This is a genomic window from Pseudomonas gozinkensis (assembly GCF_014863585.1).
Taxonomy (GTDB): domain Bacteria; phylum Pseudomonadota; class Gammaproteobacteria; order Pseudomonadales; family Pseudomonadaceae; genus Aquipseudomonas; species Aquipseudomonas gozinkensis.
This window is the reverse complement of the sequence record NZ_CP062253.1, coordinates 865198-890289: the sequence shown is the minus strand read 5'-3', so window position 1 is coordinate 890289 and position 25092 is coordinate 865198. Positions and strand designations below refer to the sequence as shown.

General features: G+C 61.4%; 25 protein-coding genes. 6 read left to right on the top strand and 19 right to left on the bottom strand.

Features of this window, described 5'->3' with window-relative positions; genetic code table 11:
* Window positions 1-39: 39 nt before the first annotated feature.
* The 8 genes from IHQ43_RS03855 to IHQ43_RS03820 all read right to left on the bottom strand — a co-directional run bounded on the left by IHQ43_RS03855 (window position 40) and on the right by IHQ43_RS03820 (window position 10521).
* Entirely contained in the window at window positions 40-471 is a 432-nt protein-coding gene (locus IHQ43_RS03855) for a type II toxin-antitoxin system VapC family toxin (protein ID WP_192563435.1), read from the bottom strand.
* Window positions 468-713: a FitA-like ribbon-helix-helix domain-containing protein gene (locus IHQ43_RS03850; RefSeq protein WP_192563434.1), complete on the bottom strand. Its 246-nt coding sequence runs from the start codon at window positions 711-713 to the stop codon at window positions 468-470. The genes IHQ43_RS03855 and IHQ43_RS03850 overlap by 4 nt, the downstream gene beginning before the upstream one ends.
* 93 nt (window positions 714-806) lie before the next feature.
* The gene (locus IHQ43_RS03845) at window positions 807-2180 is read right to left on the bottom strand and encodes a DUF1329 domain-containing protein (protein ID WP_115076477.1); all 1374 of its coding nucleotides are present in this window, start codon (window positions 2178-2180) and stop codon (window positions 807-809) included.
* Between the two features lie 148 nt (window positions 2181-2328).
* The gene (locus tag IHQ43_RS03840; protein ID WP_179692721.1) at window positions 2329-4287 is read right to left on the bottom strand and encodes a DUF1302 domain-containing protein; all 1959 of its coding nucleotides are present in this window, start codon (window positions 4285-4287) and stop codon (window positions 2329-2331) included.
* Window positions 4288-4332: 45 nt separating this feature from the next.
* Window positions 4333-5619 carry a phospholipase C/P1 nuclease family protein gene (locus IHQ43_RS03835; protein ID WP_192563433.1) on the bottom strand — a complete coding sequence of 429 codons (1287 nt, stop codon included), beginning with the start codon at window positions 5617-5619 and terminating at the stop codon, window positions 4333-4335.
* A 116-nt stretch (window positions 5620-5735) separates the two neighbouring features.
* On the bottom strand, window positions 5736-7304 hold the full coding sequence (locus tag IHQ43_RS03830; RefSeq protein ID WP_192563432.1) for an FGGY-family carbohydrate kinase: 1569 nt from the start codon (window positions 7302-7304) through the stop codon (window positions 5736-5738).
* Between the two features lie 20 nt (window positions 7305-7324).
* Window positions 7325-8920: a glycerol-3-phosphate dehydrogenase/oxidase gene (locus tag IHQ43_RS03825; RefSeq protein WP_192563431.1), complete on the bottom strand. Its 1596-nt coding sequence runs from the start codon at window positions 8918-8920 to the stop codon at window positions 7325-7327.
* Window positions 8921-8925: 5 nt separating this feature from the next.
* Window positions 8926-10521: an FAD-binding oxidoreductase gene (locus IHQ43_RS03820; RefSeq protein ID WP_192563430.1), complete on the bottom strand. Its 1596-nt coding sequence runs from the start codon at window positions 10519-10521 to the stop codon at window positions 8926-8928.
* Between the two features lie 211 nt (window positions 10522-10732).
* On the opposite strand from IHQ43_RS03820, the gene gliR reads away from it, so the two are divergent.
* Window positions 10733-11761, top strand: a complete 1029-nt coding sequence (gliR, locus tag IHQ43_RS03815; protein ID WP_007953814.1) for an AraC family transcriptional regulator GliR — start codon at window positions 10733-10735, stop codon at window positions 11759-11761.
* Here gliR and IHQ43_RS03810 read toward each other — a convergent pair.
* From IHQ43_RS03810 to IHQ43_RS03795, 4 genes are all read right to left on the bottom strand, one after another.
* On the bottom strand, window positions 11758-12126 hold the full coding sequence (locus IHQ43_RS03810) for a glyoxalase superfamily protein (RefSeq protein WP_085713218.1): 369 nt from the start codon (window positions 12124-12126) through the stop codon (window positions 11758-11760). The genes gliR and IHQ43_RS03810 overlap by 4 nt on opposite strands.
* A 117-nt stretch (window positions 12127-12243) precedes the next feature.
* Window positions 12244-13701 carry a D-aminoacylase gene (locus IHQ43_RS03805; protein WP_192563429.1) on the bottom strand — a complete coding sequence of 486 codons (1458 nt, stop codon included), beginning with the start codon at window positions 13699-13701 and terminating at the stop codon, window positions 12244-12246.
* A 1-nt stretch (window position 13702) separates the two neighbouring features.
* A complete protein-coding gene (locus IHQ43_RS03800; protein ID WP_007953817.1) occupies window positions 13703-14563 on the bottom strand; it encodes a MurR/RpiR family transcriptional regulator in 861 nt (286 codons plus the stop codon).
* 15 nt (window positions 14564-14578) lie between these two features.
* Complete coding sequence (locus tag IHQ43_RS03795) at window positions 14579-15928, bottom strand: GntP family permease (protein ID WP_192563428.1); 1350 nt, start codon at window positions 15926-15928, stop codon at window positions 14579-14581.
* A 258-nt stretch (window positions 15929-16186) separates the two neighbouring features.
* Here IHQ43_RS03795 and IHQ43_RS03790 point away from each other — a divergent pair, with 258 nt between their 5' ends.
* Complete coding sequence (locus IHQ43_RS03790) at window positions 16187-16348, top strand: hypothetical protein (RefSeq protein ID WP_192563427.1); 162 nt, start codon at window positions 16187-16189, stop codon at window positions 16346-16348.
* 135 nt (window positions 16349-16483) lie between these two features.
* On the opposite strand, the gene IHQ43_RS03785 is transcribed toward IHQ43_RS03790, so the two are convergent.
* From IHQ43_RS03785 to mdaB, 3 genes are all read right to left on the bottom strand, one after another.
* Complete coding sequence (locus tag IHQ43_RS03785; protein WP_192563426.1) at window positions 16484-17377, bottom strand: NAD-dependent epimerase/dehydratase family protein; 894 nt, start codon at window positions 17375-17377, stop codon at window positions 16484-16486.
* Window positions 17378-17480: 103 nt separating this feature from the next.
* Window positions 17481-18392 (bottom strand): LysR family transcriptional regulator, encoded by a 912-nt coding sequence (locus IHQ43_RS03780; RefSeq protein WP_192563425.1) that lies wholly within the window; start codon window positions 18390-18392, stop codon window positions 17481-17483.
* Window positions 18393-18452: 60 nt separating this feature from the next.
* Window positions 18453-19043 carry an NADPH:quinone oxidoreductase MdaB gene (gene mdaB, locus IHQ43_RS03775; protein WP_192563424.1) on the bottom strand — a complete coding sequence of 197 codons (591 nt, stop codon included), beginning with the start codon at window positions 19041-19043 and terminating at the stop codon, window positions 18453-18455.
* A 203-nt stretch (window positions 19044-19246) separates the two neighbouring features.
* Between mdaB and IHQ43_RS03770 the strand changes: the two genes are divergently transcribed.
* Entirely contained in the window at window positions 19247-19561 is a 315-nt protein-coding gene (locus IHQ43_RS03770; RefSeq protein ID WP_129972410.1) for a putative quinol monooxygenase, read from the top strand.
* Here IHQ43_RS03770 and IHQ43_RS03765 read toward each other — a convergent pair.
* Window positions 19551-20315 (bottom strand): sulfite exporter TauE/SafE family protein, encoded by a 765-nt coding sequence (locus tag IHQ43_RS03765; RefSeq protein WP_192563423.1) that lies wholly within the window; start codon window positions 20313-20315, stop codon window positions 19551-19553. The genes IHQ43_RS03770 and IHQ43_RS03765 overlap by 11 nt on opposite strands.
* Before the next feature lie 244 nt (window positions 20316-20559).
* On the opposite strand from IHQ43_RS03765, the gene IHQ43_RS03760 reads away from it, so the two are divergent.
* From IHQ43_RS03760 to IHQ43_RS03750, 3 genes are all read left to right on the top strand, one after another.
* Window positions 20560-21447 carry a LysR family transcriptional regulator gene (locus tag IHQ43_RS03760; RefSeq protein ID WP_192563422.1) on the top strand — a complete coding sequence of 296 codons (888 nt, stop codon included), beginning with the start codon at window positions 20560-20562 and terminating at the stop codon, window positions 21445-21447.
* Between the two features lie 166 nt (window positions 21448-21613).
* Window positions 21614-22123 (top strand): flavin reductase, encoded by a 510-nt coding sequence (locus IHQ43_RS03755; RefSeq protein ID WP_007953834.1) that lies wholly within the window; start codon window positions 21614-21616, stop codon window positions 22121-22123.
* A gap of 59 nt (window positions 22124-22182) precedes the next feature.
* On the top strand, window positions 22183-22458 hold the full coding sequence (locus IHQ43_RS03750) for a helix-turn-helix domain-containing protein (protein ID WP_007953837.1): 276 nt from the start codon (window positions 22183-22185) through the stop codon (window positions 22456-22458).
* Between the two features lie 51 nt (window positions 22459-22509).
* Here the strand turns inward: IHQ43_RS03750 and IHQ43_RS03745 are convergent, their stop codons facing one another.
* From IHQ43_RS03745 to IHQ43_RS03735, 3 genes are all read right to left on the bottom strand, one after another.
* Entirely contained in the window at window positions 22510-23067 is a 558-nt protein-coding gene (locus IHQ43_RS03745; protein ID WP_192563421.1) for a chorismate--pyruvate lyase family protein, read from the bottom strand.
* 74 nt (window positions 23068-23141) lie between these two features.
* Window positions 23142-23507, bottom strand: a complete 366-nt coding sequence (locus IHQ43_RS03740; RefSeq protein WP_007953843.1) for an ArsR/SmtB family transcription factor — start codon at window positions 23505-23507, stop codon at window positions 23142-23144.
* A gap of 130 nt (window positions 23508-23637) precedes the next feature.
* On the bottom strand, window positions 23638-25089 hold the full coding sequence (locus IHQ43_RS03735; RefSeq protein ID WP_192563420.1) for an efflux transporter outer membrane subunit: 1452 nt from the start codon (window positions 25087-25089) through the stop codon (window positions 23638-23640).
* Window positions 25090-25092: the final 3 nt, after the last annotated feature.

The following is a 25092-nucleotide window of genomic DNA, read 5'->3' as shown; positions in this document are numbered from 1 at the left end:
CTTCGAGCGCGGGCTTTTTTGCGAGAGCGCTACAAACGGCTAAGGCGTCGCTACGGTCACCCAGGGATTAATCACCTCAACCCCGCTGAACTCAAAATCCTTCACATTGCGAGTAGCAATCGGTACTCCGTGAGTTCGACAGATGGCTGCAATCTGAGCATCTCCCATCGACGCGGTTCGCCCCTTTGATTCACAGTCTGCAACTAGTGTCGCGTACTCAACGGCGGCATGAGCATCGAATGGCAAAATGCGTCCGGCGAAGTCCTCTTCAAACATTGCCATGGCAAGGGCTTCAAGGTTTTTTTTGCGCTTGCCTGAGGGAAGCCGTGCGATTCCGTGGAGTATTTCCGCCACTGTTATCGCGCTGACAGCCAAATCCATCGCAGGTTGTGCATCAACCCAGGCAAGCACCCGAGTCTCAGGTTCTACGCGCATAAACTCTGAAAGAACGTTGGTATCGAGCACTATCATTCAGAAAAATCCACCCCGGTAGCTTTCTCTGAACGCTCAGGCAGATCAAGGTCCACTCCGCCTACAGCACTGAATCTATTGCGTATCCGGCTTCCAAGACCTCCGGCGCGATCAACTGCTGCCAAAGCTCGGCCGAGTATCAAACGAGCCTCTTCCTCCATGGAGTGTCCGTTGTGAGCAGCGGTAATTCGCAACTGCTCCTTGAGCTTTTCATCAAGGTTTCGAATGGTGATGCTGGCCATGATGCCTCCTGCAATCAATGAAATCATTGATTGCAGACTAACACACTGGATCTTGCTCAAACTTGAAAACTGCCGAACGGCCGATTTACCTGTTCAGCGCGTCCCACGCTGCCGCAACGCCGACGGCATGAAATACGAATCCTCCGGCACCGGTTGCGAGAAGTCGACGGTGGAGGCCTCTTCGTTATCCAGGTTTTGCACGTAGTACCGACGCGCCTGCAAGTCGTGGAAGACGTCGAGTGCGCTCCAGGTGGTGGGCAGGTCGTAGAAGTTTTTCAGGTAGGCCATCGACACGCGCCACAGCTCCCCTCGCCCGTCGTATTGATCCACCAGTGCGGCGCCCCAACTGTCTTCGTCGAGGAACAGCACGCGTTTGGAATAGATATGCCGTGAGCCTGGCTTGAGTGTGCCCTCGACCACCCAGACGCGGTGCAGCTCGTAGCGGGTGTATTGCGGGTTGAGGTGGCCGGGGGTGAGCAGTTGGGCGTATTTCACGTCGGGGCTGCCGACTTTGTAGTTGTTGTAGGGGATGTAGATTTCCTGCTTGCCCTTGAGCTTCCAGTCGAAGCGGTCCGGCGAGCCGTTGAACAGGTCGGTGTCGTCTGCGGTGCGCAGGCCATCGGAGGAGGCAATCGGCGTGTCGTAGGCGAGGTTCGGCGCGCGGCGGACGCGGCGTTGGCCGGCGTCGTAGATCCAGGCCTGGCGGGCGTCCTTGAGCTGGTCCAGTGTCTCGTGCACCAGTGCTGCACCACCGGCGAGGCGTGCCGGGCTTTTCACGAAGGCGAGATAGTAGAAAAGGATGTTTTTCAGGTCGGCGAACTGGCCGCCCGGGCGGTAGTAGTTGAAGAAGCCTTCCTGCTGCGAGGTCACCAGCGCGAAGCTGCCGTTGCGTTGCACGGGTGCTTCGGAGGCTCGGCGGACCACGTAGATGCCGCGATAGCGAGTGATGTGATTCCACAGCACTTCGACGCCATCCTTGGGCACCGGAAACGGCACGCCGCCATAGGCATCGGCGAACCCGCTGCCGCCCTCCAGCAGTTTGGCCGAGGTCGCATTTTTCAGGGTGTTGTCATACAGCCATTGCGGCGCCGAGCCGGATCGGCGCGAGGGGTAGACCGGCATCTGGAAGGTGTCGGGGTAGCTGTTGAACAGGGCGATCTGACCCGGCGTGAGATGCGCCTTGTATTGGTCGAGGTTGGCCTTGGTGATGGTGAACAGTGGTTTGTCCGCCGCGTACGGATCGGGGTGATGCTGGCCAGGTTTGTAGCCGGCCGGCGCCTGGGTGATGCCGCCGGTCCAGGCCGGAATGGTGCCGGCCGCGTTGCCGGCACGCTCGGCGCCCATGGGGGTGAGCGAGGTTTTCAGTTGTTCGGCTTGCTGGGGTGTGATGGCGGCCAGTGCACTGCCGGTGACAAGGCCGAGGACGAGTGCCAGCGAGATCTTGGTCAGTCTTGAAGTGTGAAACATGATCTTCTCCGAAGTACAAAAACCTGTGGGAGCGAGCTTGCTCGCGAAAGCGGTTTGTCAGGCGACATCTGTGTGGAATATGCCGGCCTCTTCGCGAGCAAGCTCGCTCCCACAAGGGATGAGCTGCCGCAAAAATTGTGTTTGGTACTCACAAGAAATACTTGAGGTTGAAACCGACGTTGTCGCGGTCGCGAATGCCGTTGTTCTGCCCACCGCCGTAGAACTCGGTGTACTGCAACTCGGCTTCGAGCCTGTTCTGGTAGTTGGCCTTGATCCCCAGCGTGTAGGCCTTGCGACCCTCGATGGTGTTGCCGGCCTGGTAGCTGTTGCCCTTGAAGTCGTCCTTGTAGACGACGTAGGGCGAGACGTTGACCCCGGCGTACACGTCGTTCCAGGTGCCGTTGAACATCACCGTGTAGCTGTAGGAATCGCGGTTGACCTGATCGTCGCGATCACCGCCGGACACATATGAAGTGTTGCCGGTGCCGGCGTAGTAACGGTTGCTGCCGTCGTAGGCGGTGTATTGCAGGCTGCTGCCGCGCAGGTGCTCGGAGGCCAGTTCGAAGATGCCGAACATCGAGTCGAACGACAGCGTCGGGCCGAAGTTGTAAATGCTGCCCAGCGAGGTGTTGAACGCTTCCACCCGCTCGGCGTTGTTGATCTGGCTGTCGAGGGTGACCATTTGCCCGCCGACGTTGATGGTCTTGCCGGACACTGCTGCGGCGGCGCCGTTGGCCAGGTCGCCGATCAAATCGTTGGTGGCCGCGACGCCAATCGGCAGGTTCGGTCGGTAGGCCACTTCACCGAACACCGAGGCCTCGCCCAGCGTGGTGTTGAAGCTGAAACCGTACATGCGGATGTCTTCGGCATAACGCCGATGGGCCTGGATGTTGCCCATCACATCGGCAGTCGCCAGCCCGTTGGCGAGGGCCCCGGCCTGACTGCCGGCAACGCTGGAGAGCATGTTGGTCAGGGCATTCATGTCGATGCCGTTGTAGCCGCCAAGGTCGGCAGCGATGGTCGGTTCCTTGGCGTGGTAATTGACCATGTACAGGCCGAACTCGGTGCTGTTGAGTTCTTCGGCGATGTAGCGAAAGGCAAAGCCGAACTGGCCGTCGTTGCGTGCGTTGTAGTCCTTGCCGATGGACGCCACCTTGAGGGTGTTGCCATAGGCCGGGGTCACGCCATTGGCATAAAGGCCGGTGGACTTCAGCGCCGGGCCGAGCAACGGGTTATTACCCAGTGCGCTGTACAGACCGATCACATTGCCGAACCCCGGCACCGGTGTGTCGAGGGCGGTGCCGCTGAAGTTGTTGTAAGCGGTGTTGCCGCCGTCGGCGAACAGGTCGGTCTGCGAGTAGAAGGTGCCGACCGGGTCGATGCGGGTTTCTTTCCAGTTGGTCTGGTAGAAACTCTCCATCGTCAGGTTGTCGCTCAGGCCGATGTTGAAGCTGACCGCCTCCACCGGCATCAGCACTTCCTTGACCTCGGCACCGGGCAAGCGATATTTCGCGGCGTCCACCGGATTGGTGGTGTTGACCCCACCGCGATAGAAAATCCCCTCGCCCCAGTTGAACACCTGACGCCCCACCCGCGCGGTGACCGGCATTGTCGCAACGTCCCAGGTGCCATGGACGTAGGCGTCGAGCATTTCAATCCGGCTGCCGGCGATGTCGCGGGTCTGGCCGGTGAAACGGTCGTCCTGGGGATAACTCTGGCTCGGCTGCGACGGGCTGTTGTTGTGGTAGTAGTCGTTGCGCTTGTCCATCAACTGGGTGTCGTAGAACGCGGTGCCGCGCAGGAACATCCCGTAGTTCTGGTAGTTGGCCTCCAGCTCCGAAGTGATCTTGTACACCTCGGAAACCAGCCCGGTGTCGAAGTTGCGATTGCCGTCGTTGGTGTTGACGTCATCGTTGGTCTTGTCCCGGCCCTGGACCCGCCACAAGCGGCCATAGGACAAAGTCGTGTCGAGCGAGCCGGTGACCTGATTGTCCAGCACGCTGAACTCGGCGGCCTGCACCGCATCGACTGCGCAGAGTTGCAGCAACCCTGCCAAACCGACACCGGGGAGCGCTACGCCAGACAGGCGCAATCGAGTGTTGATCATCTGTTCCTCCTTCCCTGTTCTTATTGTTGTGTGTTGCCGCGATGCTTATGGCGCCAGTCCCGCACGGACATAAATCCGGCTGTGGGCGCCGAAATGGCCGAGCAGTTTGAGTAGTTGCCGATTCAGTTCCGGATGGTCGAAATTCTCTTGCTGCAACTGATTGCCGGCGCTGAAATCGCTCGTGACCGGCGCCGTTTCCAGCCACTGGCCGATGGCCTCATCGAAGGCCGCGGAGTCGTCGACCGACTCGGCACTCACCACTTCGCGCAGGTAGTCCACGGAGTACGGCGGGTAATGCGCGTCCCCGCTAGCATCGGCGTAGGCGTCGAGCATCGGATGCGGCTGTCCGGCGCGCAGCACGCGACGCAGCCAGGTCGACTGGTATTTCTCGACTTCCATGTGGCGGGTCGCGACCCGTTCGATGGACGCCTGTTTGTCATCCGCGAAACCGGCCAGTGCCTTGCCTTCCAGCAGCAGAAGGCTCGGCAGTTCGACGCCCGGCAATGGCTTGGCGTGATACGGCTGGGTCAGGTCCTGAACGTGGTGCAGGCCCCAGCCGAGAAAGCGATAACCCCAGTAAGAATGACCGCTGGCAAACGCCAGTCGCGCCAGCCCCATGTACTGATACGCGCGCCAGTCCGGCCAGCTGCGCTCGAGAAATCCGGCGGCCGCGTACACCACCGGGCTCTCATGGAAGAAGCCCATGTGGAACGGCGCCTGGGAACTGTACTGAAAGCGCGCATCGCCAAACGGCTGCGGGCCGAAGCCGTACAACGCGGCGACTTCGCCGGGGTTGTCGCTGAACAGGTTGATGTCGTGGCCGTAATCCGGCTCATCGGCGGCGCTCGCTAGCACGGCGAGGGGCGCGACTTTTTCGTGATCGGCCACGCGAATGAAACGCTGGCGATTCCACGGCGAAAGTGTCTGCTCGACCATGACCTGATCGGCCTGCAGATGCTCGCGCTCGGGCAGGTCCTTGCCCGGCAACGGCTGGATGACCATCGCCAGAAAAATCTGCGGATTGACCCGCAACGCGCTGAGGAAGTCGTGGCGCAGATTGTCGCTCGGCTCGGCGGGCAACTTGAGATTGTCGGAGCGCGGCGGGTACTGCTTGAAATGCTCGCGGGCGAAGCGTTCCTGCTCATCGAGCAACGCGACGATGGCCGGGTATTGCTCGGAGATAAACTGCTCCAGCAGTTCGACTTCGACGGGCGACGCATCGCGCAACGCCGGCAGATCCTGCAACGCCAGGTAGCTGCCCACCGTATGGTTCGACCAACCCCACGCCGTGGGGGCCATTGCGCAAAGCAGCAGGAGGGAGATCAGCTTCATTGCTTCTGGTTCTTGTTATGTGTGCCGTGGGGATCGAGCCTAACAATCGACCCCGCCTCTGACACTGTCCGATCTCACCAGAAAAGTTCTCCGATAGCGCCACGCGCGATGTTCGTTCAGGCCGGGTAACCGGTGATCTTGCGAATGCTCTGGTACAACGGTTTGAGCTGCCGATACATGCGCAAATAGACGTCCTTGTACAGTCGCTCGTAGACCTGCTGCGCCTCGGGTTGCGGCTGAAACACAGCACCGACCCGGGTCATCGCCGCAATCGCCGTGGGGAAATCCGCGTGCAACCCCAGCCCCACCGCGCAGCAAATCGCCGCGCCCAGGCCGGACGCTTCATAAACGTGCGGACGCTCCGCCGGCAGGCCGAAAATGTTCGCCGTCAGTTGCATCGCCGCATCACTTTGCGAGCCACCACCAGCGACTCGCAAACGGGTGACGGAGATCTTCGAACGCTTCTCGATTTTCTCCATGCCCTGACGCAAGGCATACGCCAGCCCCTCAAGGATCGCCCGGTAAATGTGCGCGCGGGTGTGCACATCGCCGAAGCCGATCATCGCGCCTTTGGCTTCCACACCCGGCTCGCGAATCCCCGGTGACCAGTACGGTTGCAGCATCAATCCCATCGAGCCCGGCGGCACCGCATCCACCAGCGCATCGAACAGTTGCTCGGGCTCGATGCCCTGCTCTTTGGCCTGCTGCATTTCCCGCAGGCCGAACTCGTTCTTGAACCAGCTGACCATCCAGTAGCCGCGATAAATCATCACTTCGCAGTTGTACTGATCCGGCACCGCCGAAGGGTACGGTGGAATCAACGGGACGATTTCCAGATAGCGCGAACGGGTGCTGGTGATCGTCGCGGTGGTGCCGTAAGACAGGCACACCGTGCCCGAATCAACGACGCCGGAACCGAGCACTTCACAGGCCTTGTCGGCCCCCGCCGCAATCAGCGGAACGCCTTCGGGAATACCGGTGTGGAGACTCGCTTCGGCGCTGATATGGCCGAGGGTTTCACCGGGTTTGTGCAAGGTCGGCAGTTGCTCGGGACGCACCGCCAGCGCCTGCCATTTCCAGTCACGGGTTGCGGCCCAGCGCAGGCGTTTGAAGTCGAACGGCAGGTAGCCGACGCAACAACCCACCGAGTCGACGAATCGCCCGCACAATCGATGAGTGAGGAACCCGGACAGCAGCAGAAACTTGTCGGTCGCCGCCCACACGTCAGGCTGATGGCGGGCGATCCAGTTGGCCTCGGCCTGGGCACGAAAGTAATCCACCGTGGCCTGCGCGCCGGCCAGTTTGAACAGCCAGCCCCACGGTCCCTTGATCCCGCCTTCGACTTCGCTCTGGCGCTGATCGAGCCAGAGAATCGCCGGGCGCAACGGTTTGCCCTGGGCATCGACGTTGATCACCGTGCCGCGCTGGGTCGTGAGAGAAACCCCGGCAATCTGCGAACGATCGATGCCGGTTTGCGTCCACACCTGCTGGCAGGCCTCGCCCAGTTTCGCCCAGTAATATTCCGGGTCCTGCTCGGCCCAGCCTGGTTGCGTCGAGTAATAGGCCTGCAATTCAACCTTGCCCTTGCCGAGCAGGTTGCCCTGCAAATCGAAGAGCAGCGCGCGCACGCTCTGGGTGCCATTGTCGATGGCCAGCAGGTAACGCTTGTTCGGGTGGTTGTCCATGGAGCTCTCTTCGAGGGGCATCACTGCGCGATTTCCGGCAGGCCGTGATGGCGTTGCCATAACGCCTGATAGCGTTGCTGTTCCTGTTGCCAGTGTTCGTCGCTCCAGCCCAGCCGTGGCTGGCAGAGTTGGCGAATGGCCGGGAAATAATCCGCGCCGCCATGGGGTAGCAGCAGGCCCAGACGGGTTCGGCGCAGTAGCAGGTCATCCAGGTGCAGGACCATTTCGGCTTCGCAGGCGAAGGCCAGTTCGACCCACAAGGTGTCGGTGGCGCCGACCGTTTCATGACCCAGTTCGATGAGCAGTTGCGCCAGCCTCGGCAGGTCCCGGCCATGTCGCCCGGCCAGGCGTCGCCACTGAGCGGGGCTGAGGCCGGGGATTGTCAGTGGCGGCACGGCGGCAAACACCGGCGCGGCATCATCTTCGAAAGACCGACCGAGCATGTCGGCGCAGGCCTTAAGCACTTCGATAGCTTGCGGGCGGAACGTCGTGAGTTTGCCACCGGCCAACGTGACGCAACCCGGCTCCTGCCACAGCACATGTTCACGGGTTTCGTTCGACGGTTTGCCCTGATGCTCACCCGCCGCACTGCCCACCACCGGGCGCACACCGGACCAGGTTGAAAGCACGTCGGCGGCTGTCACTTCAGCGCCGGGAAACTGCTGTTGGCAGGCGGCCAGAAGATAGTCGAGTTCTTCAGCGCTGATGCTCGCGCTCTGGTCCAGATTCTCGCGGTGATCGAGATCGGTGGTGCCCACCACTGTGGCGCCTTCCCACGGGAAAACGAACACCGGTCGCCGATCCTGCTCGTGCATAAACGTGAAGGCCTGAGCCACCGGCAAGCGCCAGCCCGGCAGCAGCAAATGACTGCCGCGCAACGGACGCAACTGACGCGGCGCCTCAGATGGACGCAGGCGTTCGGCCCAGGCCCCGGTGGCCACCGCCAGCACACCACATCGTAATTGCAGCGACGAGCCGGCCTCGCAATCTTCGACCTGAACCCCACACACCCGCCCGTTATCCCGCAACAGATGTTCGACGCGCACACCGTTGAGCACCACCGCGCCGTCGGCCCGCGCTTCGCTCAACACGCGCATCACCAGCCGCGCGTCATCGGTCAGCGCATCGATGAAACATGTGCCGCCCAACAGGTCATTTTCTTTCACGCCCGGCGCCAGATAACGCAGTTGCTGCGCGTCATGGAAACGATGATCGCGGCGTCCGGCCAATGCGTCATAGATCGACAACAGACCACCCAGCACTCGCGGCCCGGGAAAGCCGCCGCGATAGTGCGGCATCATGAAGCTCATCGGTTCCACCAGCCCCGGTGCTTCGTCGAGCAGGCGCTGGCGCTCGCGCACCGAATCGCGGGTCAGGCGCCACTGGCCCTTGGCGATGTAACGCAAACCGCCATGGACCATTTTCGAGGATCGACTGGACGTGCCCCAGGCAAAATCACGCTGCTCCAGCAGCAGGCAACGCCAGCCACGGCGTGCAGCTTCACGCACTATGCCGGCGCCGCTGATGCCGCCGCCGATGACGATCAAATCCCAGGTTTCAGCCGCCAGTGTCGGCAGGATTTGCTGGCGCCATTCGGCGTTCCAGTCCGCGCTCATCGCCGTCACTCCTGCAACAGCGTGCCGGGGTTCAGGCGCCCGGCCGGGTCGAAGTGCCGGCTCAGCGCCTGCAACGTGTCCATTGCCAGCGCGCCTTTTTCGCGCAGCAGATACGGCGCATGATCCTTGCCCACGCCGTGCTGGTGGCTGATGGTGCCGTGGTTGTCGACGATGGTCTGGCTGGCCGCGTGCTTGAGTGCCTTCCAGCGAGCCAGTGTCGCGGGATAGTCCGCCGCCGGGCGAAACACGTAAGTGGTGTAGATGCTCGAGCCTTCGCCGTAGACGTGGGACAAGTGCGTGAACACGTGCACTCGCTCACCCTCCGCCGCCAACGCATCGCGCAGGCTGTTTTCGATCCGGTTGAGCAGGTTGTCGACGTTGCTCCAGTCGGTGGCTGTTTCGAGGGTGTCGACCACGTAACCGGCGTTCCACAGGTTCTCCCGCAGATACGGAAAACGAAAGCGGTTCTGCGCCCATTTCTTGCCCAGCAGCGTGCCGGTGAACACACCGCCGAATGCTTTCAGATGCTGACGGGCCTGGCTCAGGGACAGCGCGTTCTGCTTACGATTGCCGGTCACGCCGAAGGTCAGCAGGCACTTGCCCTGCCCCGCGCCGCGCAGGTTCAGGTACTTTTCCAGCCAGGCGATCTGCTGCGGATGACCGGCCAATGCCAGTTGAGTTTCGGTTTCCACCGCGTTGGACAGGCGCAGCATCGACAGCGGCACCCGCGCCTGGGCCAGTTGCTGAATGGCTTGCAGCGCCTTGCTCCAGCAGGGCAGAAACACGCCGTAAAAACGTTCATCGGCCGGCAGCGCACTGACCCGCACCTTGACCTCGGAAATGATCCCGAAACGCCCCTCGCAACCCAGCACCACTTCGCGCAGATCAGGGCCCGCCGCCGAGGCCGGGAAGGTTGGAATTTGCAGCGGTCCGGCAAAGGTTTCCAGGGTTCCGCCGGCGAACAGTTGCTCGATCCGCCCATAGCGCAGCGATTGCTGGCCACTGGATCGACTGGCCACCCAGCCGCCCAGCGTCGACAGCTCCCACGACTGCGGAAAATGCCCCAGCGTGTAGCCTCGGGCGCGCAGTTGGCTTTCCACCTGCGGGCCACTGGCGCCGGGGCCGAAAGTCGCCAGCAGGCTTTGTTCATCGAGGTCGATCAGACGGCTCATCCGCGCCAGGGAAACAGTCACCACGGGCCGCGCGGAGTCCGGCGGATTGATGTGCCCGGCCACCGACGTGCCGCCGCCGTAGGGAATCAGGCACAGGTCCTGCGCCTGGGCGAGCGCCAGCAACTGGCGGATGTGTTCGGCAGTTTCCGGGAACGCCACGGCGTCGGGATAGTTGCCCAGCGCGCCTTCGCGCAACGCCAGCCAGTCCGGCAGGCTCTGCCCGCGTGCATGCAGCAGACGGTCATGGGCATCGATGCTGTACAAGGCGTGTTCCGCCAACCGCGAGACCGGCACGCGGGCCAGCGTCGCCTCAAGCGTTGCATCGGGCAGCGCGCGGCCCTCCCCCAGTCGCTCATGGAGAAAACTTGCGCCCTGGGCCGGCAGTTCGACCACCGTGGTTGCATCTCCCCAGCCGTTCCAGCGTCGCATGCGTGTGTCCTTCTGTGCAGTCTGATCAGTGAGATTTCAGGCCCTCATACTAGTCAGCCGGCCGAAAGTGTCACGGTCGCATCCGGCCAGTTCGAGTAGCCAATTGAGTCAAACGTCGCGCAAGCGTCAGCCATTTACTTTAGTCGTGGATTCAAATTACCTTTCAGGGCGCTCATCCGCCCGTGGCGGCCTCGATCAAGGGAATTCGGTCATGCAATCGCTCGGCTTCACCTCCGTTCCGCCGCTGCTCAAATACCTGCGCCATGCCGAACATCTGGGCCTGGCCATCGAGCCTGCGTTGGCGGCGGCCGGGTTGCAGGCGCAGCAGTTGAGCGACAACAGCCTGCGTCTGCCGGGTGAAACCCATGAGCGGTTGCTCGATTACTTTTGCGAGCACTCGGGCGATCCGTTGTTCGGTCTCAACGCCGCGAATTTTGTGCTGCCCAACTCGTGGAGCGTGCTGGGTTACATCACCATGAATTGCGCGACATTGGGCGATGCCATGAGCCGCATCATGCCGTTCGAAAAACTGGTGGGCGACATGGGCGTCAGCCGCGCCGAGGTGCACGACAGCCACGTGCACCTGATCTGGAGCTGCCGCTTTGAACGCCCGCGGATTCGCCGGCATCTGGTGGAAAACGTGCTCGGCTCCTGGCTGCAATACGCACGCTGGATCGCCGACACCCAACTGTCGCCGGCCGCGGTGTGGCTGGAACACTCGATCCCGGCGGACACCACGCAGGCGCAGTACGAACAGTTTTTTGAATGCCCGGTGCTGTTCGATCAGCCGTATTCCGCGCTGATCGTGCCGTTGCCGTATTTGCAGTTGCCGTTGCGTCAGGCCGATGCGCATTTGCTGCGCACGCTGGAAGAACACGCGCAAAGTCTGATGGCGACGCTGGAGGATGCATCCCTGGAGCAGCGGGTCAAAAGCATCCTGCGCCAGTTGCTCAAGGAAGGCCTGCCGCGCAAGGAACAGGTGGCCGAACATCTCGCCGTCTCGGTGCGCACGCTGCAACGCCAGCTGCATCAGGCCGGCACTTCGTATCAGCAGATCCTCGATGAACTGCGCCAGGAACTGGCCGAGCATTACCTGCTCAACAGCACCTTGCCGATTCAGGACATCGCCCAGTATCTGGGCTTCACCGAACCACGCTCGTTTCACCGCACCTTCAAGAGCCGACGCGGGATGCCGCCCGGTGAGTTTCGGCAGACTCACCGGGTAGCGAACGACAGTTAGAGGCTGATCGCGTTGGTGAACACCAGGCGATTGCCGAACGGATCGGCGATAGTCATGTCCTGGCTGCCCCACGGCATGGCCTGAATCCCCGGGTGCGAGAACTTGTAGTTCTTGGCGACCAACTGCTGCTGGAACGCCTCCAGCTCATCGGTCTCGATCCGCAGGGCGGAACCCGGTGTTGCATCGCCGTGGTGTTCGGACAAATGCAGCACGCACTCGCCGCGCGAGACTTGCAGGTACAACGGGAAACCGGGTTCGAAACGATGCTGCCAATCGATCTTGAAACCGAGGAAGTCGACATAGAACTCCAAGGCCTTGGCTTCATCGAAAATCCGCAGGATCGGGGTGGTTTTGCCGAAGCTCATGGGTTGCTCCCTGACTGATTGGCCCCAGAGTGTAGCCGGGGTGGATGTCAGCAATTCGGCTTGGTGATGGCTTTCTTTAATTGCAATGTGCCATCACCGTGACGCAGTCAGCAAAATTCAACGAAAGCCGTCGCGCAGATCGCCCTGGCGCGCCAGGAACCGTCCTGGTCTTTGGCCGTTGGCCTGACCGTCGCGGTAACTCAAAACACCATTGATCCACACACCCTCGATACCTTGGGCGGCACGTTGCGGGTCGTTGAAATCCGCCACATCACGCACGGTCGCCGGATCGAACAACACCAGATCCGCCCAGTGTCCTTCACGAATCTCGCCCCTTTCCTTCAAGCCGAAACGCGCGGCCGACAGACCGGTCATCTTGTGCACGGCGGTGTGAAGGGGAAAGAGGCCGACATCACGACTGAAATGTCCGAGCACACGTGGGAAGGCTCCCCACAGGCGCGGATGCGGGAACGGGTCTTCCGGCAGACCATCGGAGCCGACCATCGACAGCGGATGGGCAAGGATCCGTCGCACGTCGTTCTCGTCCATCCCGTAATACACCGCGCCCGCCGGTTGCAGGCGTTTGGCGGCGTCGAGCAACGACAGGTTCCATTCGGCAGCGATGTCCATCAGGTCGCGACCGCCCATTTCCGGGTGCGGCGTCGACCAGGTGATGGTAATGCGGTGGGCGTCGGTGACCTGCTTCAAATCCAGAGTCGAAGAGCTCGCCGCATACGGATAGCAATCACAGCCGACCGGGTGAGTTTTCGCCGCTTCTTCCAACGAGGCAAGCAACTGCGGACTGCGCCCCCAGTTACCGGCGCCAGCGCATTTGAGGTGGGAAATGATCACCGGCGACTGTGCGTGGCGTCCGATGCGAAAGGCCTCGTCCATCGCTTCCAGCACCGGTTCGAATTCACTGCGCAGGTGGGTGGTGTACACCGCGCCGAACGCATTCAATTCTTCGGTCAGTTGCATGACTTCATCGGTGGATGCCGAGAACGCGCTCGCATACGCCAGACCTGTGGATAAACCGAGGGCGCCCGCCTCCAGGCTTTCACGCAACTGCTCGCGCATCGCGCTGATTTCAGCGTCGGTCGCGGTGCGAAACAGATCATCAAGATGATTGCTGCGCAGCGCCGTATGCCCGACCAGTGCCGCGACGTTCAGCGTGGTATTGGCCGCTTCGACCGCTGCGCGGTAATCGCTGAAACGTGGGTAGACGAATGCGGCGGCAGTGCCGAGCAGGTTCATCGGATCCGGTGGATCGCCCTTGAGACTGACCGGTGCGGCGCTGATCCCGCAGTTGCCGACAATCACCGTGGTCACGCCCTGGCTGAGCTTGGGCAGCATTTGTGGCTGGCGAATCACCACGGTGTCGTCGTGGGTGTGCACGTCGATGAAACCCGGTGCCAGCACACGGCCGCCGGCGTCGATTTCATCGCTGGCGCGGGCATCGCGCAAATCACCGATGCGCGCGATGCGGCCATCGAGGAGCGCCACGTCGGCGGCGTAACCGGGGCTGTTGCTGCCGTCGATGACCAGGGCGTTGCGAATCAGGGTGTCGTACAGCATGTCAGTCTCCCAGCGGCAGGTGATCGTCGCCGCCACGGTATTCGTCGAGGGCGAGTTTGATCCGCCGCAGACGTTCTTGATTGTCTTCAGGATTGGCCAGCGCCAGCTCGGTGGCCAGCACGTCGATGGCGAGCAGCATGCCGTAGCGCGCCGCCGTCGGTTTGTAGATGAACGAGGTCTCGGCGCCTTGCAGCGGCAGGACGATATCGGCCAGTTCCGCCAGCGGCGAGTCGGCGCGGGTGATGGCGAGGATCCGTGCGCCGTAGTTGCGCGCCAGCGCTACGGTCTCCAGCAACTCCGGGGTGATGCCGGTCAGCGAACAGACGATCACCACCTGCTCGGCACTGAGGCTGGCGGCGGTGACGCGCATCATCACCGCGTCGTGGCACACCGCAATCGGGTAGCCGAGGCGCACCAGCCGCACTTGCAACTCATCGCTGCACAGGGTCGAGCAACCGCCGATGCCGAAGGCGTGGATCATCCGTGCCTGGCCCAGCAACTTCACCGCATCGGCGAAGCGCGATTCGTCGAACGCCGCCAGATGCTGGCGCAAGGTGGTTTCGATATCGCCGACGATCTGCCCGTAAAACGCCGACTGCTCGGGCGTGCCCGCCGGGTCGAGGAAACGGCTGCCGACGCCGCTGGCCTGGGCCAGTTGCAGGCGCAGGTCGCGCAGGTCGCGGCAACCGACGGTGCGGGCGAAGCGCGACAGCGTGGCGGTGCTGACTTCGGCCCGCTGGGCCAGCTCTTCGAGGCTGGCGGAGGCGGCAAATCCTACGTCGTCGAGCATCAGACGGGCGATGCGTCCTTCACCGGCGCTGAAGGAATCCTGACGGGCGCGGATCTGATAAAGGATGTCCATGGCGGATAACTCCGACTACAGCAGGTAAGAAAGACCGACGGTCAGGGCGAAAGCGACAACCGAGATCAGGGTTTCCAGCACCGTCCAGGTCTTGAACGTCTGGGCCACCGTCATGTTGAAGTATTCCTTGATCAACCAGAAGCCGCCGTCGTTGACGTGGGAAAAGATAACCGAGCCCGCGCCGGTCGCCAGCACCAGCAGTTCCGGGTGTGGATAACCCAGACCGATGGCCACTGGCGCGACCACGCCGGAAGCTGTGGTCATCGCGACGGTGGCCGAACCGGTGGCGATGCGCATCAATGCGGCGAACAGCCAGCCCATGATCAACGGCGACAGATGAAATTCCTGCGCCAGGCCGACGATCTGATCGGTGACCCCGGCGTCCACCAGAATCCGGTTCAGACCGCCGCCGGCGCCCACCAGCAAGGTGATGCTGGCGGTCGGTGCCAGGCATTCGTTGGTGAATTTGAGGATCGATTCGCGGTTGAAACCCTGGGCAATGCCGAGCGTCCAGAAACTCAACAGCGTCGCCAGCAACAGCGCGATCACCGAGTTGCCGATGAACAACAGGAACTGGTTGAAACCGCTGCCCGGCGTGGAAATCAGGTTGGCCCAGCCGCCGATCAGCATCAGCACCACCGGCAACAGAATGGTCGCCATGGTAATGCCGAAACCCGGCAGGCTGTCACGAGGTTCGCGTTCGAGGAATTGTTTTTCCAGCGGGTTATCCGCCGGCAACTGAATGCGTGGCACGATGAATTTGGCGTACAGGGGGCCGGCAATGATCGCCGTCGGAATGCCGATGGCAATCGCGTACAGCAAAGTCTGCCCGACCGACGCCTGATAAGCCTGCACCGCCAGCATCGCCGCCGGGTGCGGCGGCACCAGCGCATGCACCACCGAAAGACCGGCGACCATCGGCAGACCGACCATCAGAATCGACACGCCAACCCGCCGCGCCACGGTAAAGGCAATCGGCACCAGCAACACGAAACCGACTTCGAAAAACAGCGGCAGCCCCACCAGAAACGCGATGCACACCATCGCCCAGTGCGCGTTCTTTTCGCCAAAACGTTCGATCAACGTGCGCGCCATCTGCTCGGCCCCGCCGGACTCGGCCATCATCTTGCCGAGCATCGTCCCCAGCGCCACCACCAGCGCAATGTGCCCCAGCGTCTTGCCCACCCCGGCCTCATACGCCCCCACCACGCCGGACGGCGGCATCCCCGCCACCAGCGCCAGACCGATGGAAATCAGGGTGATGACAATGAACGGATTGAGTCGGTAACGGGCGATCAGAACGATCAGGGCGATGATGGCAACGGCGGCGTACACTAGCAGCCAATAGCCGAAGGACGGTGTCATGCGGTACTCCTCGAAAGGGTCACGTTCGAATGGGTTTGTGAAACTCATAAATCATTTCGAGATCGAGTTTTCAAACGACGTGAAAGTAATTTTCGTGGAGGGATAAGGGTTGTCGTTTTTGGATATGTCTTGTCGCGAATAATGAAAATCGCGGGGTGGGATTTTCATGACCCGGCTGAAGGTTTCGCCCGGGCCACAAGGTTTTCAACATCAGTCCAGGCGCTATACTCGGCAGACGCTTTCTATCGAGTTCCTGCCATGACTGCTTCGCGCCGCCGCCCCAAAAAGCTCACTGCCGAAGTGTTGATACGCGCGATTGCCAGCTCGACAGCCATCGAAACGGGTCAGAGCGTTGAATCGATTGAGCGCAAGCTGAAGCTCAAGGACAGCAAGTTTCTGCATCTTTCTCTGGCCAAATAGAGTCGTCATTCAGTTTCTGAAAAAGTGGCGAATTCACTCAATCTCGGCGCCAAGACAAATCCAAAAACACAAACGGCTGCCCAAAGGCAGCCGTTCACAGGTTAGTCGCAAAGCCCTCTCGGGTTTAATCAACCCTCACACCATTTCGTTACGAATCCATTCAACCACCGACGTGCGCTTCGGCGCCCAGCCCAGCCCTTCGCGGGCGTGTTTGCCGCGTACGCGACTGTTGGAGCCGAGGCCGTAGTTGGCCATTTCGTAGCCCCACTCGGCTTCGGCGTCTTTCAGTGGCCAGTCTTGTGGCTGGCCCAGATTCAAGGCTTGGGCCATGGCGGTGGTCATGTCGATGAACGACGCTTCGCCGCTTTCGACGAAGTAGAAGGTGCCCGGGACGTTTTTGGTCAGGGCCAGCAGGTACAGCGCCACCACGTCTTCGATGTGCACGTTGGACCAGATGTTCTGGCCGGTGCCGACGTGACGCACCACGCCGCTTTTGCGCGCCTGTTTCAGCAGGCGCGGCAGTTGCACGCTGTCGCGATTGACGCCCAGGCTGTGGCCGTAGATCAGGGTGTTGCAGATGACGGCCGAGTTCACGCCTTCCTTCGCTGCGGCGAGGATCAGGTTGTCGATGGCCACGCGTGCGGCCTTGTCGACGGTCGGCTCCGGCAGGTTGTCTTCGAAGTAGATGACGTCGCTGGATTTGCCGCCCGAGGCGTCGCCGACGATGCTCGAACCGCTGGTGTGCAGGAACACTTTGTTCGAGCCGCGCAGGGCATCGAGCAAGGCTTCGACCGCGCCGCGATGGTCGCTGCTGGCGGCGTTGATCACGGCATCGGCGGCGCGGGCCTGTTCGGCCAGCAATGCGTTGTCGTCGAGGGTGCCGATCACCGGGGTGATGTTCAGTGCCTTCAGCTCATTAGCCTGTTCGGCGCTGCGTACAAGACCGGTGACGGTGTGGCCAGCCTGGACCAGACCGGTGGCGATGGAGCCGCCGATAAAACCGGCAGCGCCGGTGACGAATACGTTCATGGAGAAACTCCCTGCGTGAGTAAGTGATGCAACGAGTATCGACCGGCGCGTCCTGTGGAAAAACCCGCCCACAACCAAATCACTGTTGCGCAGGGATCACGAATCAGCCCTTGAAATCGGCGCTGGCGTAAGCCGCCAGTTTGCTCTGAATGAAATCCAGGAAGCACTGGATGCGCAGCGCCAGCTGCGAGTTGCGGTAGTACACCGCGTTGATCGGCTGGCGATAACCGCTGTTGAATTCCGCCAGCAACACCTTGAGGCGCCCGGCACGAATGTCGTCGATGGTCATGAAATGCGAGAGGCAGGCAATGCCCTGGCCTTCCAGCGCCAGATGCCGGACCGTCTCGCCGCTGGAGGCACTGATTGCCGGAGTGATCGGCCAACGGTCGCCGTGCACGTAACGCAGCGGCCACTGGTTGAGGCCTTCGTTCTGGGTGAAACCGAGCAAGGTGTGCTCGCTCAGATCGGCCACTTCGAGCGGCGCGCCGTGCTTTTCCAGATACGCGGGACTGGCGACGATCAGCAGCGGACTGCAACCCAGCGAGCGGGCATGCAACGTCGAATCGGCGAGGGTGCCGATGCGGATGGCGACGTCGGTGCTTTGTTCCAGCAGGTCAATGATCAGGTCGTTGCTGTTGAGTTCGAGCTGGATGTCCGGGTACAGCCGACGGAATTCGTCGATGTACGGCACGATGGCGTGGAGCATGAACGGCGATGCGGCGTTGATGCGCAGTCGTCCTGATGGCGTTTGCTGGCGCGAAGAGAGGCGTTCTTCGAGCTGATCCATCTGGTCGAGGATCAGCTTGGCCTGTTCGAAGAAATACTTGCCCTCTTCGGTCAGGTCCATGCGCCGGGTCGTGCGGTTGATCAGCGTGGTGTCGAGCTTGGCTTCCAGCCGCGACAGCGTGCGGCTGACCGCCGACGGCGTCTGTCCGACCTGCTCGGCGGCGGCGGAGATCGAACCGCATTCGATCACGCAGACGAAAATCTGCAACTCATCGGATCTGGCTTTCACGGGTGTCCTCGAATCGAAAGGCCTGCTGCGCAAGCTCAGGCCTTCGATAGTAGCCGAGCGTCAGGCCTTGAGGCCAAACACCTCGGTCAGATGCTGCTCGTAACGCGCCACGTCGGCCTCGATGTTCGGGCGTTTCATTACGTCCACACAGAGGAACGTCGGCAGGCCGGTCATGCCGAGGAACTGGTTGGCCTTGTGGAACGGGAAGTACACCGCGTCCACGCCTTTGGCTTCGAAGAAGTCGGTCGGATCATCAAACGCCTGCTGCGGTGCATTCCAGGTCAGCGACAGCATGTACTGCTTGCCGTGGATCAGACCGCCGCTGCCGTACTTCTGCGACGCGTCGGAACGGGTGCGGCCATCGCTGGCGTAGAGGCTGCCGTGGCCTTCGGTGAAGACTTCGTCGATGTACTTCTTCACGGTCCACGGCGCGCCCATCCACCAGCCCGGCATCTGATAAATGATCACGTCGGCCCAGAGGAATTTGGCGACTTCTTCGGCGATGTCGTAACCCTCGTCGATGAAGGTGGACTTGACGTCGACACCGCCGCGATCCAGCACGCTCAGCGCCGCTTCATGCAGGGTGGTGTTGTAGCGACCGTCGGAGTGGGCGAATTTTTTACCGCCATTGAGCAACAGCACTTTTTTCATGGGAGAGCCTCGATCGGATTCCGATGCGCAGCGCAGAGCGCTGGATGGAGAAGGGGAAAAATTGAATGGCGGCAGATTAGCGATCCGCCTCGCGCGGAATAAGCACCGGTTGCGCAAAATTCATTTGAGTAAAACGCACGAATCGATTGCCGATTGTTGCCGTAGGATTGGCCGCCATCTGAATCTGAATGGAGTTTTTTGCGATGAGCGAACGTCAGGGTTTCATCCTGCACGCCAAGACCCGCCCGGAAAAAGCCGAGGCCTTCGAAGCGTTTTTCCGCGCTTATGTCGAGCCGAGCCGCGCCGAACCCGGCTGCATCGAGTACCACATGCTGCGCGACAAGGAAGACCCGAGCCTGTTCATCTTTTACGAGATCTGGGAAAGCCAGGCGCATCTGGACGTGCACTCGAACCTGCCGCACATGCAGCAATTCCTGGCCCAGCGCATGGAGTATCTGGAGCGGGATTTCGATATCCGCCCGATTGAAATGCTCAGCGCGTCATCCGCTAACCGCTGATCAGCAGATGGGCGCCGAGCGCGCCCAGACCGATGAAAAACATCCGCTTGAACAGCACGGCGCTGATGCGCTGACGCAGCCATTGGCCGAGCAACATGCCGAGCACCGCCGGGATCAGCGCCAGCAGCGAAGCGCTCAGTTCCGCGCCGCCGAGCGACCCGCGCCAGAGCAATCCGCCGGCCAGCGCCAGGGTCGACACGGTGAAGGACAGGCCCAGCGCCTGGACCAGTTCATCACGGTTCAAACCCAGTGCCTGCATGTACGGGACGGCGGGAATCACGAACACACCGGTAGCCGAAGTGATGACGCCGGTGATCACGCCACAGAGCGGACCGAGCCACGGTTCATGGCGGCGACTGACACTCAGCGTCGGCAGGAACAAACCGCTCAGCACATAGAGCAACAACGCCGCGCCAAGTCCGCGCACCACCCAATGCCCGCCTGCCATGCCAATCCACAAGGTGCCAACGGCAGTGCCGAGAAAGATCGCCAGCAGCATCGGCCACAAGCGTTTCACCAGCCCCTGCAAATGCCCGCCGAACGCCAGTTGCCAGACGTTGGTCAATGTCGCCGGAATGATCAGTAATGCCGCAGCCTGCGACGGTGCCATAGCCAGACCGAGCAGACCCATGGCGACAGTAGGCAGGCCGAGACCGATCACGCCCTTGATCATGCCAGCGACGACGAAGGTCGCAATCACCAGCAATGAAAGGGCCAGACCGAGGTTTTGATAGAAATCTGCGAGTGCGTTCATGGCCACACTTTGCGCTTGCGCGGATGAACTGAAAATCTGTCATACACTGAGGCAGCCTCTCGCCCTGCCTGAGGCTTGTAGATTTTTTGCGGCCACTGGCCTCTTCGTCGGATCGCCGCCCGGACCAAGCCCGCTCCCACAGGTTTGATGTCGAACATAAGTTCTGTGTACAACACAAACACTGTGGGAGCGGGCTTGCCCGCGAAGGGGTCGGGACTGACACCACTGATATTGAGGCTGCCCCATGCACTTCGACCTCACCGACCTGCGCCTGTACCTGCACATCCTCGACAGCGGCAACATCACCGCCGGCGCCGCGCGCAGCCATCTGTCGCTGGCGGCGGCCAGTGCGCGGATCCGGGCGATGGAAGCATCGTTGGGCACCGAGTTTCTTGAGCGCGGGCGCCGTGGTGTCACGCCGACGCCGGCCGGCAAAGCCCTGGCGCAACATGCGCGGGTGATGCTGCAACAGGCCGAACGCCTGCAACAGGATCTGGCCGAATACGCCCGCGGCGTCAAAGGCCAGGTGCGCTTACTGTGCAACACCACGGCGCTCAGCGAATACCTGCCGGAGGTGCTGGCGGATTTCCTGCGTCAGCATCCCAACCTCGACATCGATCTGCAGGAACTGCCCAGCGCCCGTATCACTCATGCCTTACGCCAGGGCGCGGCGGATCTGGGTATTGTCTCCGACGCAATCGACACCACCGACTTGCAGACCCGAGCCTTCCACGATGATCCGCTGGTGCTGATTCTGCCTTTGCAACATCCGCTGTCTGACGCGACCGAAATCAGTTTCAGCGACGCACTGCGCCACGACTTCGTCGGTCTGCATGCCGACAGCGCACTGGCGGTGTACCTGGAGGAACAGGCCCTGCACAGCGGCTCGCGGATGCAGATCCGCATTCGCGCCGATGGTTTCGACGGGGTGATGCGCATGGTGGCCCGCGGTGCCGGGCTGGGTATCGTGCCGCTGGCGGCGGTTCAGCGCGCCGGGCCGCAATCCTTCAAGACCCTGCCGATGAATGAAGGCTGGGCGATGCGCAAACTGTTGCTGTGCGCCCGGGATTTCTCCACGTTGCCGCCCTATGCCACAGCCTTGTTGCAAGCCTTGGCACTCCCCGGAGATTGATCTTTTCATCGGCAAAATAAGCACAAGGAATAGCTTGCAAGGTACGTATACATACGTACTATATCGCCAGAGCGAACGTGTTGCCCGATAGCCGTTTTCGCACGACGACAACGGACAAGGAAGAACGGATCGGCTCCATTAAACCTACATGGAATGAGGTGACGCGATGGTTGATTCAACGGAGTTTCGTAATGCAATGGCGATGCTGGGGAGTGCCGTCACCATCGTCACGACCGATGGCCCTGCGGGGCGTTTCGGCTTTACCGCGTCGGCGGTGTGCAGCGTGACGGATTCACCGCCCACGCTGCTGGTGTGCGTCAATCGCTCGTCGTCCAATCACGAGCATTTCAAGACTAATGGCGTGCTGTGCGTGAACGTCCTGACCGGTGACCACCAGTCGACATCCGGCGCGTTCGCCAATCGGCAGTTGAGCATGCAGGAGCGTTTTTCCAGCGTGAACTGCCAGACGCTCAAGACCGGTTCGCCGGTGATCGAAGAAGCGCTGGTCAGCCTCGATTGCCGGGTCAGCAAGGTCGACGAGGTCGGCACTCACAGCATCTTCTACTGTGAAATCCTCGAGCTGCAGCAACACAGCGAGGCCACGGAAGGCCTGGTCTATTTCAACCGCAGTTACTACCGTCTGAACGACGAACTGCGCCTGGCACCCGAGCAGTGATCCAGACACCCGCCGGCCTCGGCTGACGCCGGCCGGCGGGTCATGACAGGGATGTAACCATGCTATTCAATGAAGACAACTTCGCGGATATCGACCTGAACCTGATCATCATTTTCCTGGTGCTGTTCCGCGAACGCAGCGTGTCACGCACGGCCGAGCGCCTCCACGTCAAACAACCCGCCATCAGCGGATCGCTGGCACGGCTGCGCAAGCGGTTCGATGATCCGCTGTTTCTGCGCTCATCCAGAACCATGCGCCCGACCTCGAAGGCCGAGCAACTGGCGCAAGCGCTGACGCCGGCCATCAAGCAGATCGAAGCGGTGATCCGGCTCTGAACAATCGGCGAAAAAAAACCTGCGGACGTGAACGCCCGCAGGTTTTTTTCATCAGGCCGACTTTAGCGCCTGAGCGTATTCAACCCGTGCCCAGAACGCCGGCAAGAAGCATTCGCTGACCAGCAGCGCCGAACCATTGCGGGTGAAACGCGAACGCCGGGCCAGCAGCCGTTTCGCCTGTGGCGCGAAGCGATAGGACAGCGCCGCCAGCGGTGCGCCGGGAGACAGCAAGGCGCACTGGAAAGGCTCGCGCAGGGTCTGCTCCGACGTGTAGAGAATCTCGGCCAGCGGTCGACGGCCATAGCCGTTCAGATCCGCCCAGTCGCCATTCAGCGCCGGCACGCTGGTCAGGCTGCGAGCGGTGACGCAGGCCTCGCCATCGAGCCTCATCACCACCTCACGCACCCAGCCGAGGGTGGCCGGCGGTACGTTCAGCGCTTGCGCTTCTTCAGGATTGAGCGGGCCATGGAACTGCTCGACGACTTCGATTGAATAATCGCCCATGGCTTTCAGACGTGGGGTCAGTGCCCCGGGCAAAAACAGCCAGTGATGCTCGGAGCTGGTCAATTCCGACAGCGGTCGCGATGACCAGTAATGACTTGTATCCATACCCGCTCACACCTTCCTGGTGATGGTGAATTGTTGGTTGCCGTGGAAGGCCAACCCTTCACCGGCGGTGTCTGTCACTCGGCTCCGTTTTCTTCGGTCACTTCGTGTTTGCTGATGACGCTGATGGTCTGTTCATCGGTCTTGACCGCCGACAGCAGCGAGTCGAGCAATCCCGGAAAACGCACGTCCATGTCTTCACGACGCAGGGACAGCAGGTTTTCCCGACCGTAAGGGCGCTGCCAAATCAGACCGCTGTCGCGCAGAACCCGCCAGTGGTGGGTCATGGTCGACTTCGATGCGCCCTTGAGGATCCGGCCGCATGGATGTTCCTGGCCATCGGACAACACTTTCAACACGGTCAGGCGTAGCGGGCTTCCCAATGCGTTCAGCACATTTTCCAGAAGGATCTGATCCTGATTGGGATGATTCGGGACGTTCATAGGTAGGTACCCTTGATGATATAGGCGGGAAAAATCCGGCTTGTATTCGTCTATACGAGAACAGTAAGACTATACACAAGATGTTTTTTCCCCGCGACAGCCGCCCCGAAGGCGGCGTCCCGCAAAACAACTACAAATCGCTGCTCTGCGCTGTCTCCAGCGCGGGCGCCTGGAAGCCGCCGCCCAGCGCCGCCATCAACGAAACCGAACTGTCGATGTGCTTGCTGTTGAGGAAGGCCAGACGCATTTCGTCCTGAATCAATTGTTGCTCGATGTTCAGCGCATCAAGGAACGTGTCCTCCCCGGCCTTGTAGCGCGACTGCGACAGATCGTAAGACGACTGCGCAATCGAACAGGCATCGCGCTGCACGACGATCTGCTGCTCGAAAGAACGCAGCTGCGTCACCGAAATCGCCACCTCGTGCAGGGCCGAATTCAACACCCGGTTGTACTGCGCAATCGAACTGTCGAGTTCGGCATTCCCGGCCTTCAGATCCGAGCGCAGACGTCCCGCATCGAAGATCGGCAGCGACACCGTCGGCGCCACATTCCAGAACTTGCTGACCCCGGCGAACAGCGCATCACCGGTCAGCGCATGGGAACCCGCCGCTGCCACCAGATTGATGTTCGGGTAGAACGTGGTCTTCACCGCCTCGACGTTTTTAGTCTCGGCCTCCACGCGCCAACGTGCGGCGACGATGTCCGGACGACGGCCCAATAGTTGAGCCGGCAACTGCGCCGGCAAGGCCACCACACTCGCTTGCAGATTCGATGGCCGCTCAAGGGTGTGCGCACGGTCAACGCCCTTGCCGATCAGCGCCGACAATTGAAGACGAGCAATTTCGATGTCTTCGTTGGCGCCGATCAGGGTCGATTCCGAACGCGCCTTGAGGCTCTGAACCTGCTTGAGTTGCGAAAGGTTGTCGAGGCCCGAGCCGTAACGGGAATCCGTCAGGTCCACCAGTTTGCTCAGGCGCTCGAGATCCCGTTGATTGAGCTCCGAGACCTGCCACGCATAGGCCAACTGGTTGTAAGCCTTGACCACGTTGACCGCCAGAATCAGCCGCGACGATTGCAGGTCGACTTCCGCCGCCCTTGCGCTGTTGAGCGCCGATTCCCAGGCGGCACGCTGGCCGCCCCAGAGGTCGAAGGTGTAGCTGAAATTCACCGCCAGATTACGCGCGGTGAAGTGCTTGTGACCCTCGCCGCTGTAGTCCTCGAAACGCGACAGCCGACCGCGAGTGACGCCCGCCGATGCGTCCATTTCGGGATAGCGTTCGGCGTCGCGCAGGTCGAGAAAAGCGTTGGCCTTGGCCACCCGGGCAGCGACTTCCTGCAAGTCAGGGTTGCTGGCATACGCCTCTTCGATCAGTGCGCCCAGACGTGGATCGCCCAGCGATGTCCACCAGTCCGCACGCGGCCATTGAGCCGGCGGCAACTTGTCTTTCAGGCTGTCGGACGGCGCATCGCCGACCGCCAGCAATTTGCCCTGATGATCGATCCCGGCGTAGTTCACACAACCCGCCGCCAACAGGATGGACGCCGCCAGCGGCGCCAGCATCAAACGTGTAATCGAATGCATGTC

Coding starts and splice junctions, on each gene's coding strand:
- IHQ43_RS03755 (WP_007953834.1), top strand. CDS start 21,614: ATGGTTGATTCAACGGAGTTTCGTAATGCAATGGCGATGCTGGGGAGT.
- IHQ43_RS03750 (WP_007953837.1), top strand. CDS start 22,183: ATGCTATTCAATGAAGACAACTTCGCGGATATCGACCTGAACCTGATC.
- IHQ43_RS03735 (WP_192563420.1), bottom strand. CDS start 25,089: ATGCATTCGATTACACGTTTGATGCTGGCGCCGCTGGCGGCGTCCATC.
- IHQ43_RS03850 (WP_192563434.1), bottom strand. CDS start 713: ATGGCCAGCATCACCATTCGAAACCTTGATGAAAAGCTCAAGGAGCAG.
- IHQ43_RS03855 (WP_192563435.1), bottom strand. CDS start 471: ATGATAGTGCTCGATACCAACGTTCTTTCAGAGTTTATGCGCGTAGAA.
- IHQ43_RS03840 (WP_179692721.1), bottom strand. CDS start 4,287: ATGATCAACACTCGATTGCGCCTGTCTGGCGTAGCGCTCCCCGGTGTC.
- IHQ43_RS03765 (WP_192563423.1), bottom strand. CDS start 20,315: ATGAACGCACTCGCAGATTTCTATCAAAACCTCGGTCTGGCCCTTTCA.
- IHQ43_RS03790 (WP_192563427.1), top strand. CDS start 16,187: ATGACTGCTTCGCGCCGCCGCCCCAAAAAGCTCACTGCCGAAGTGTTG.
- IHQ43_RS03810 (WP_085713218.1), bottom strand. CDS start 12,126: ATGAGCTTCGGCAAAACCACCCCGATCCTGCGGATTTTCGATGAAGCC.
- mdaB (WP_192563424.1), bottom strand. CDS start 19,043: ATGAAAAAAGTGCTGTTGCTCAATGGCGGTAAAAAATTCGCCCACTCC.
- IHQ43_RS03785 (WP_192563426.1), bottom strand. CDS start 17,377: ATGAACGTATTCGTCACCGGCGCTGCCGGTTTTATCGGCGGCTCCATC.
- IHQ43_RS03770 (WP_129972410.1), top strand. CDS start 19,247: ATGAGCGAACGTCAGGGTTTCATCCTGCACGCCAAGACCCGCCCGGAA.
- IHQ43_RS03825 (WP_192563431.1), bottom strand. CDS start 8,920: ATGAGCGCGGACTGGAACGCCGAATGGCGCCAGCAAATCCTGCCGACA.
- IHQ43_RS03760 (WP_192563422.1), top strand. CDS start 20,560: ATGCACTTCGACCTCACCGACCTGCGCCTGTACCTGCACATCCTCGAC.
- IHQ43_RS03830 (WP_192563432.1), bottom strand. CDS start 7,304: ATGGACAACCACCCGAACAAGCGTTACCTGCTGGCCATCGACAATGGC.
- IHQ43_RS03745 (WP_192563421.1), bottom strand. CDS start 23,067: ATGGATACAAGTCATTACTGGTCATCGCGACCGCTGTCGGAATTGACC.
- gliR (WP_007953814.1), top strand. CDS start 10,733: ATGCAATCGCTCGGCTTCACCTCCGTTCCGCCGCTGCTCAAATACCTG.
- IHQ43_RS03795 (WP_192563428.1), bottom strand. CDS start 15,928: ATGACACCGTCCTTCGGCTATTGGCTGCTAGTGTACGCCGCCGTTGCC.
- IHQ43_RS03740 (WP_007953843.1), bottom strand. CDS start 23,507: ATGAACGTCCCGAATCATCCCAATCAGGATCAGATCCTTCTGGAAAAT.
- IHQ43_RS03805 (WP_192563429.1), bottom strand. CDS start 13,701: ATGCTGTACGACACCCTGATTCGCAACGCCCTGGTCATCGACGGCAGC.
- IHQ43_RS03820 (WP_192563430.1), bottom strand. CDS start 10,521: ATGCGACGCTGGAACGGCTGGGGAGATGCAACCACGGTGGTCGAACTG.
- IHQ43_RS03800 (WP_007953817.1), bottom strand. CDS start 14,563: ATGGACATCCTTTATCAGATCCGCGCCCGTCAGGATTCCTTCAGCGCC.
- IHQ43_RS03845 (WP_115076477.1), bottom strand. CDS start 2,180: ATGTTTCACACTTCAAGACTGACCAAGATCTCGCTGGCACTCGTCCTC.
- IHQ43_RS03835 (WP_192563433.1), bottom strand. CDS start 5,619: ATGAAGCTGATCTCCCTCCTGCTGCTTTGCGCAATGGCCCCCACGGCG.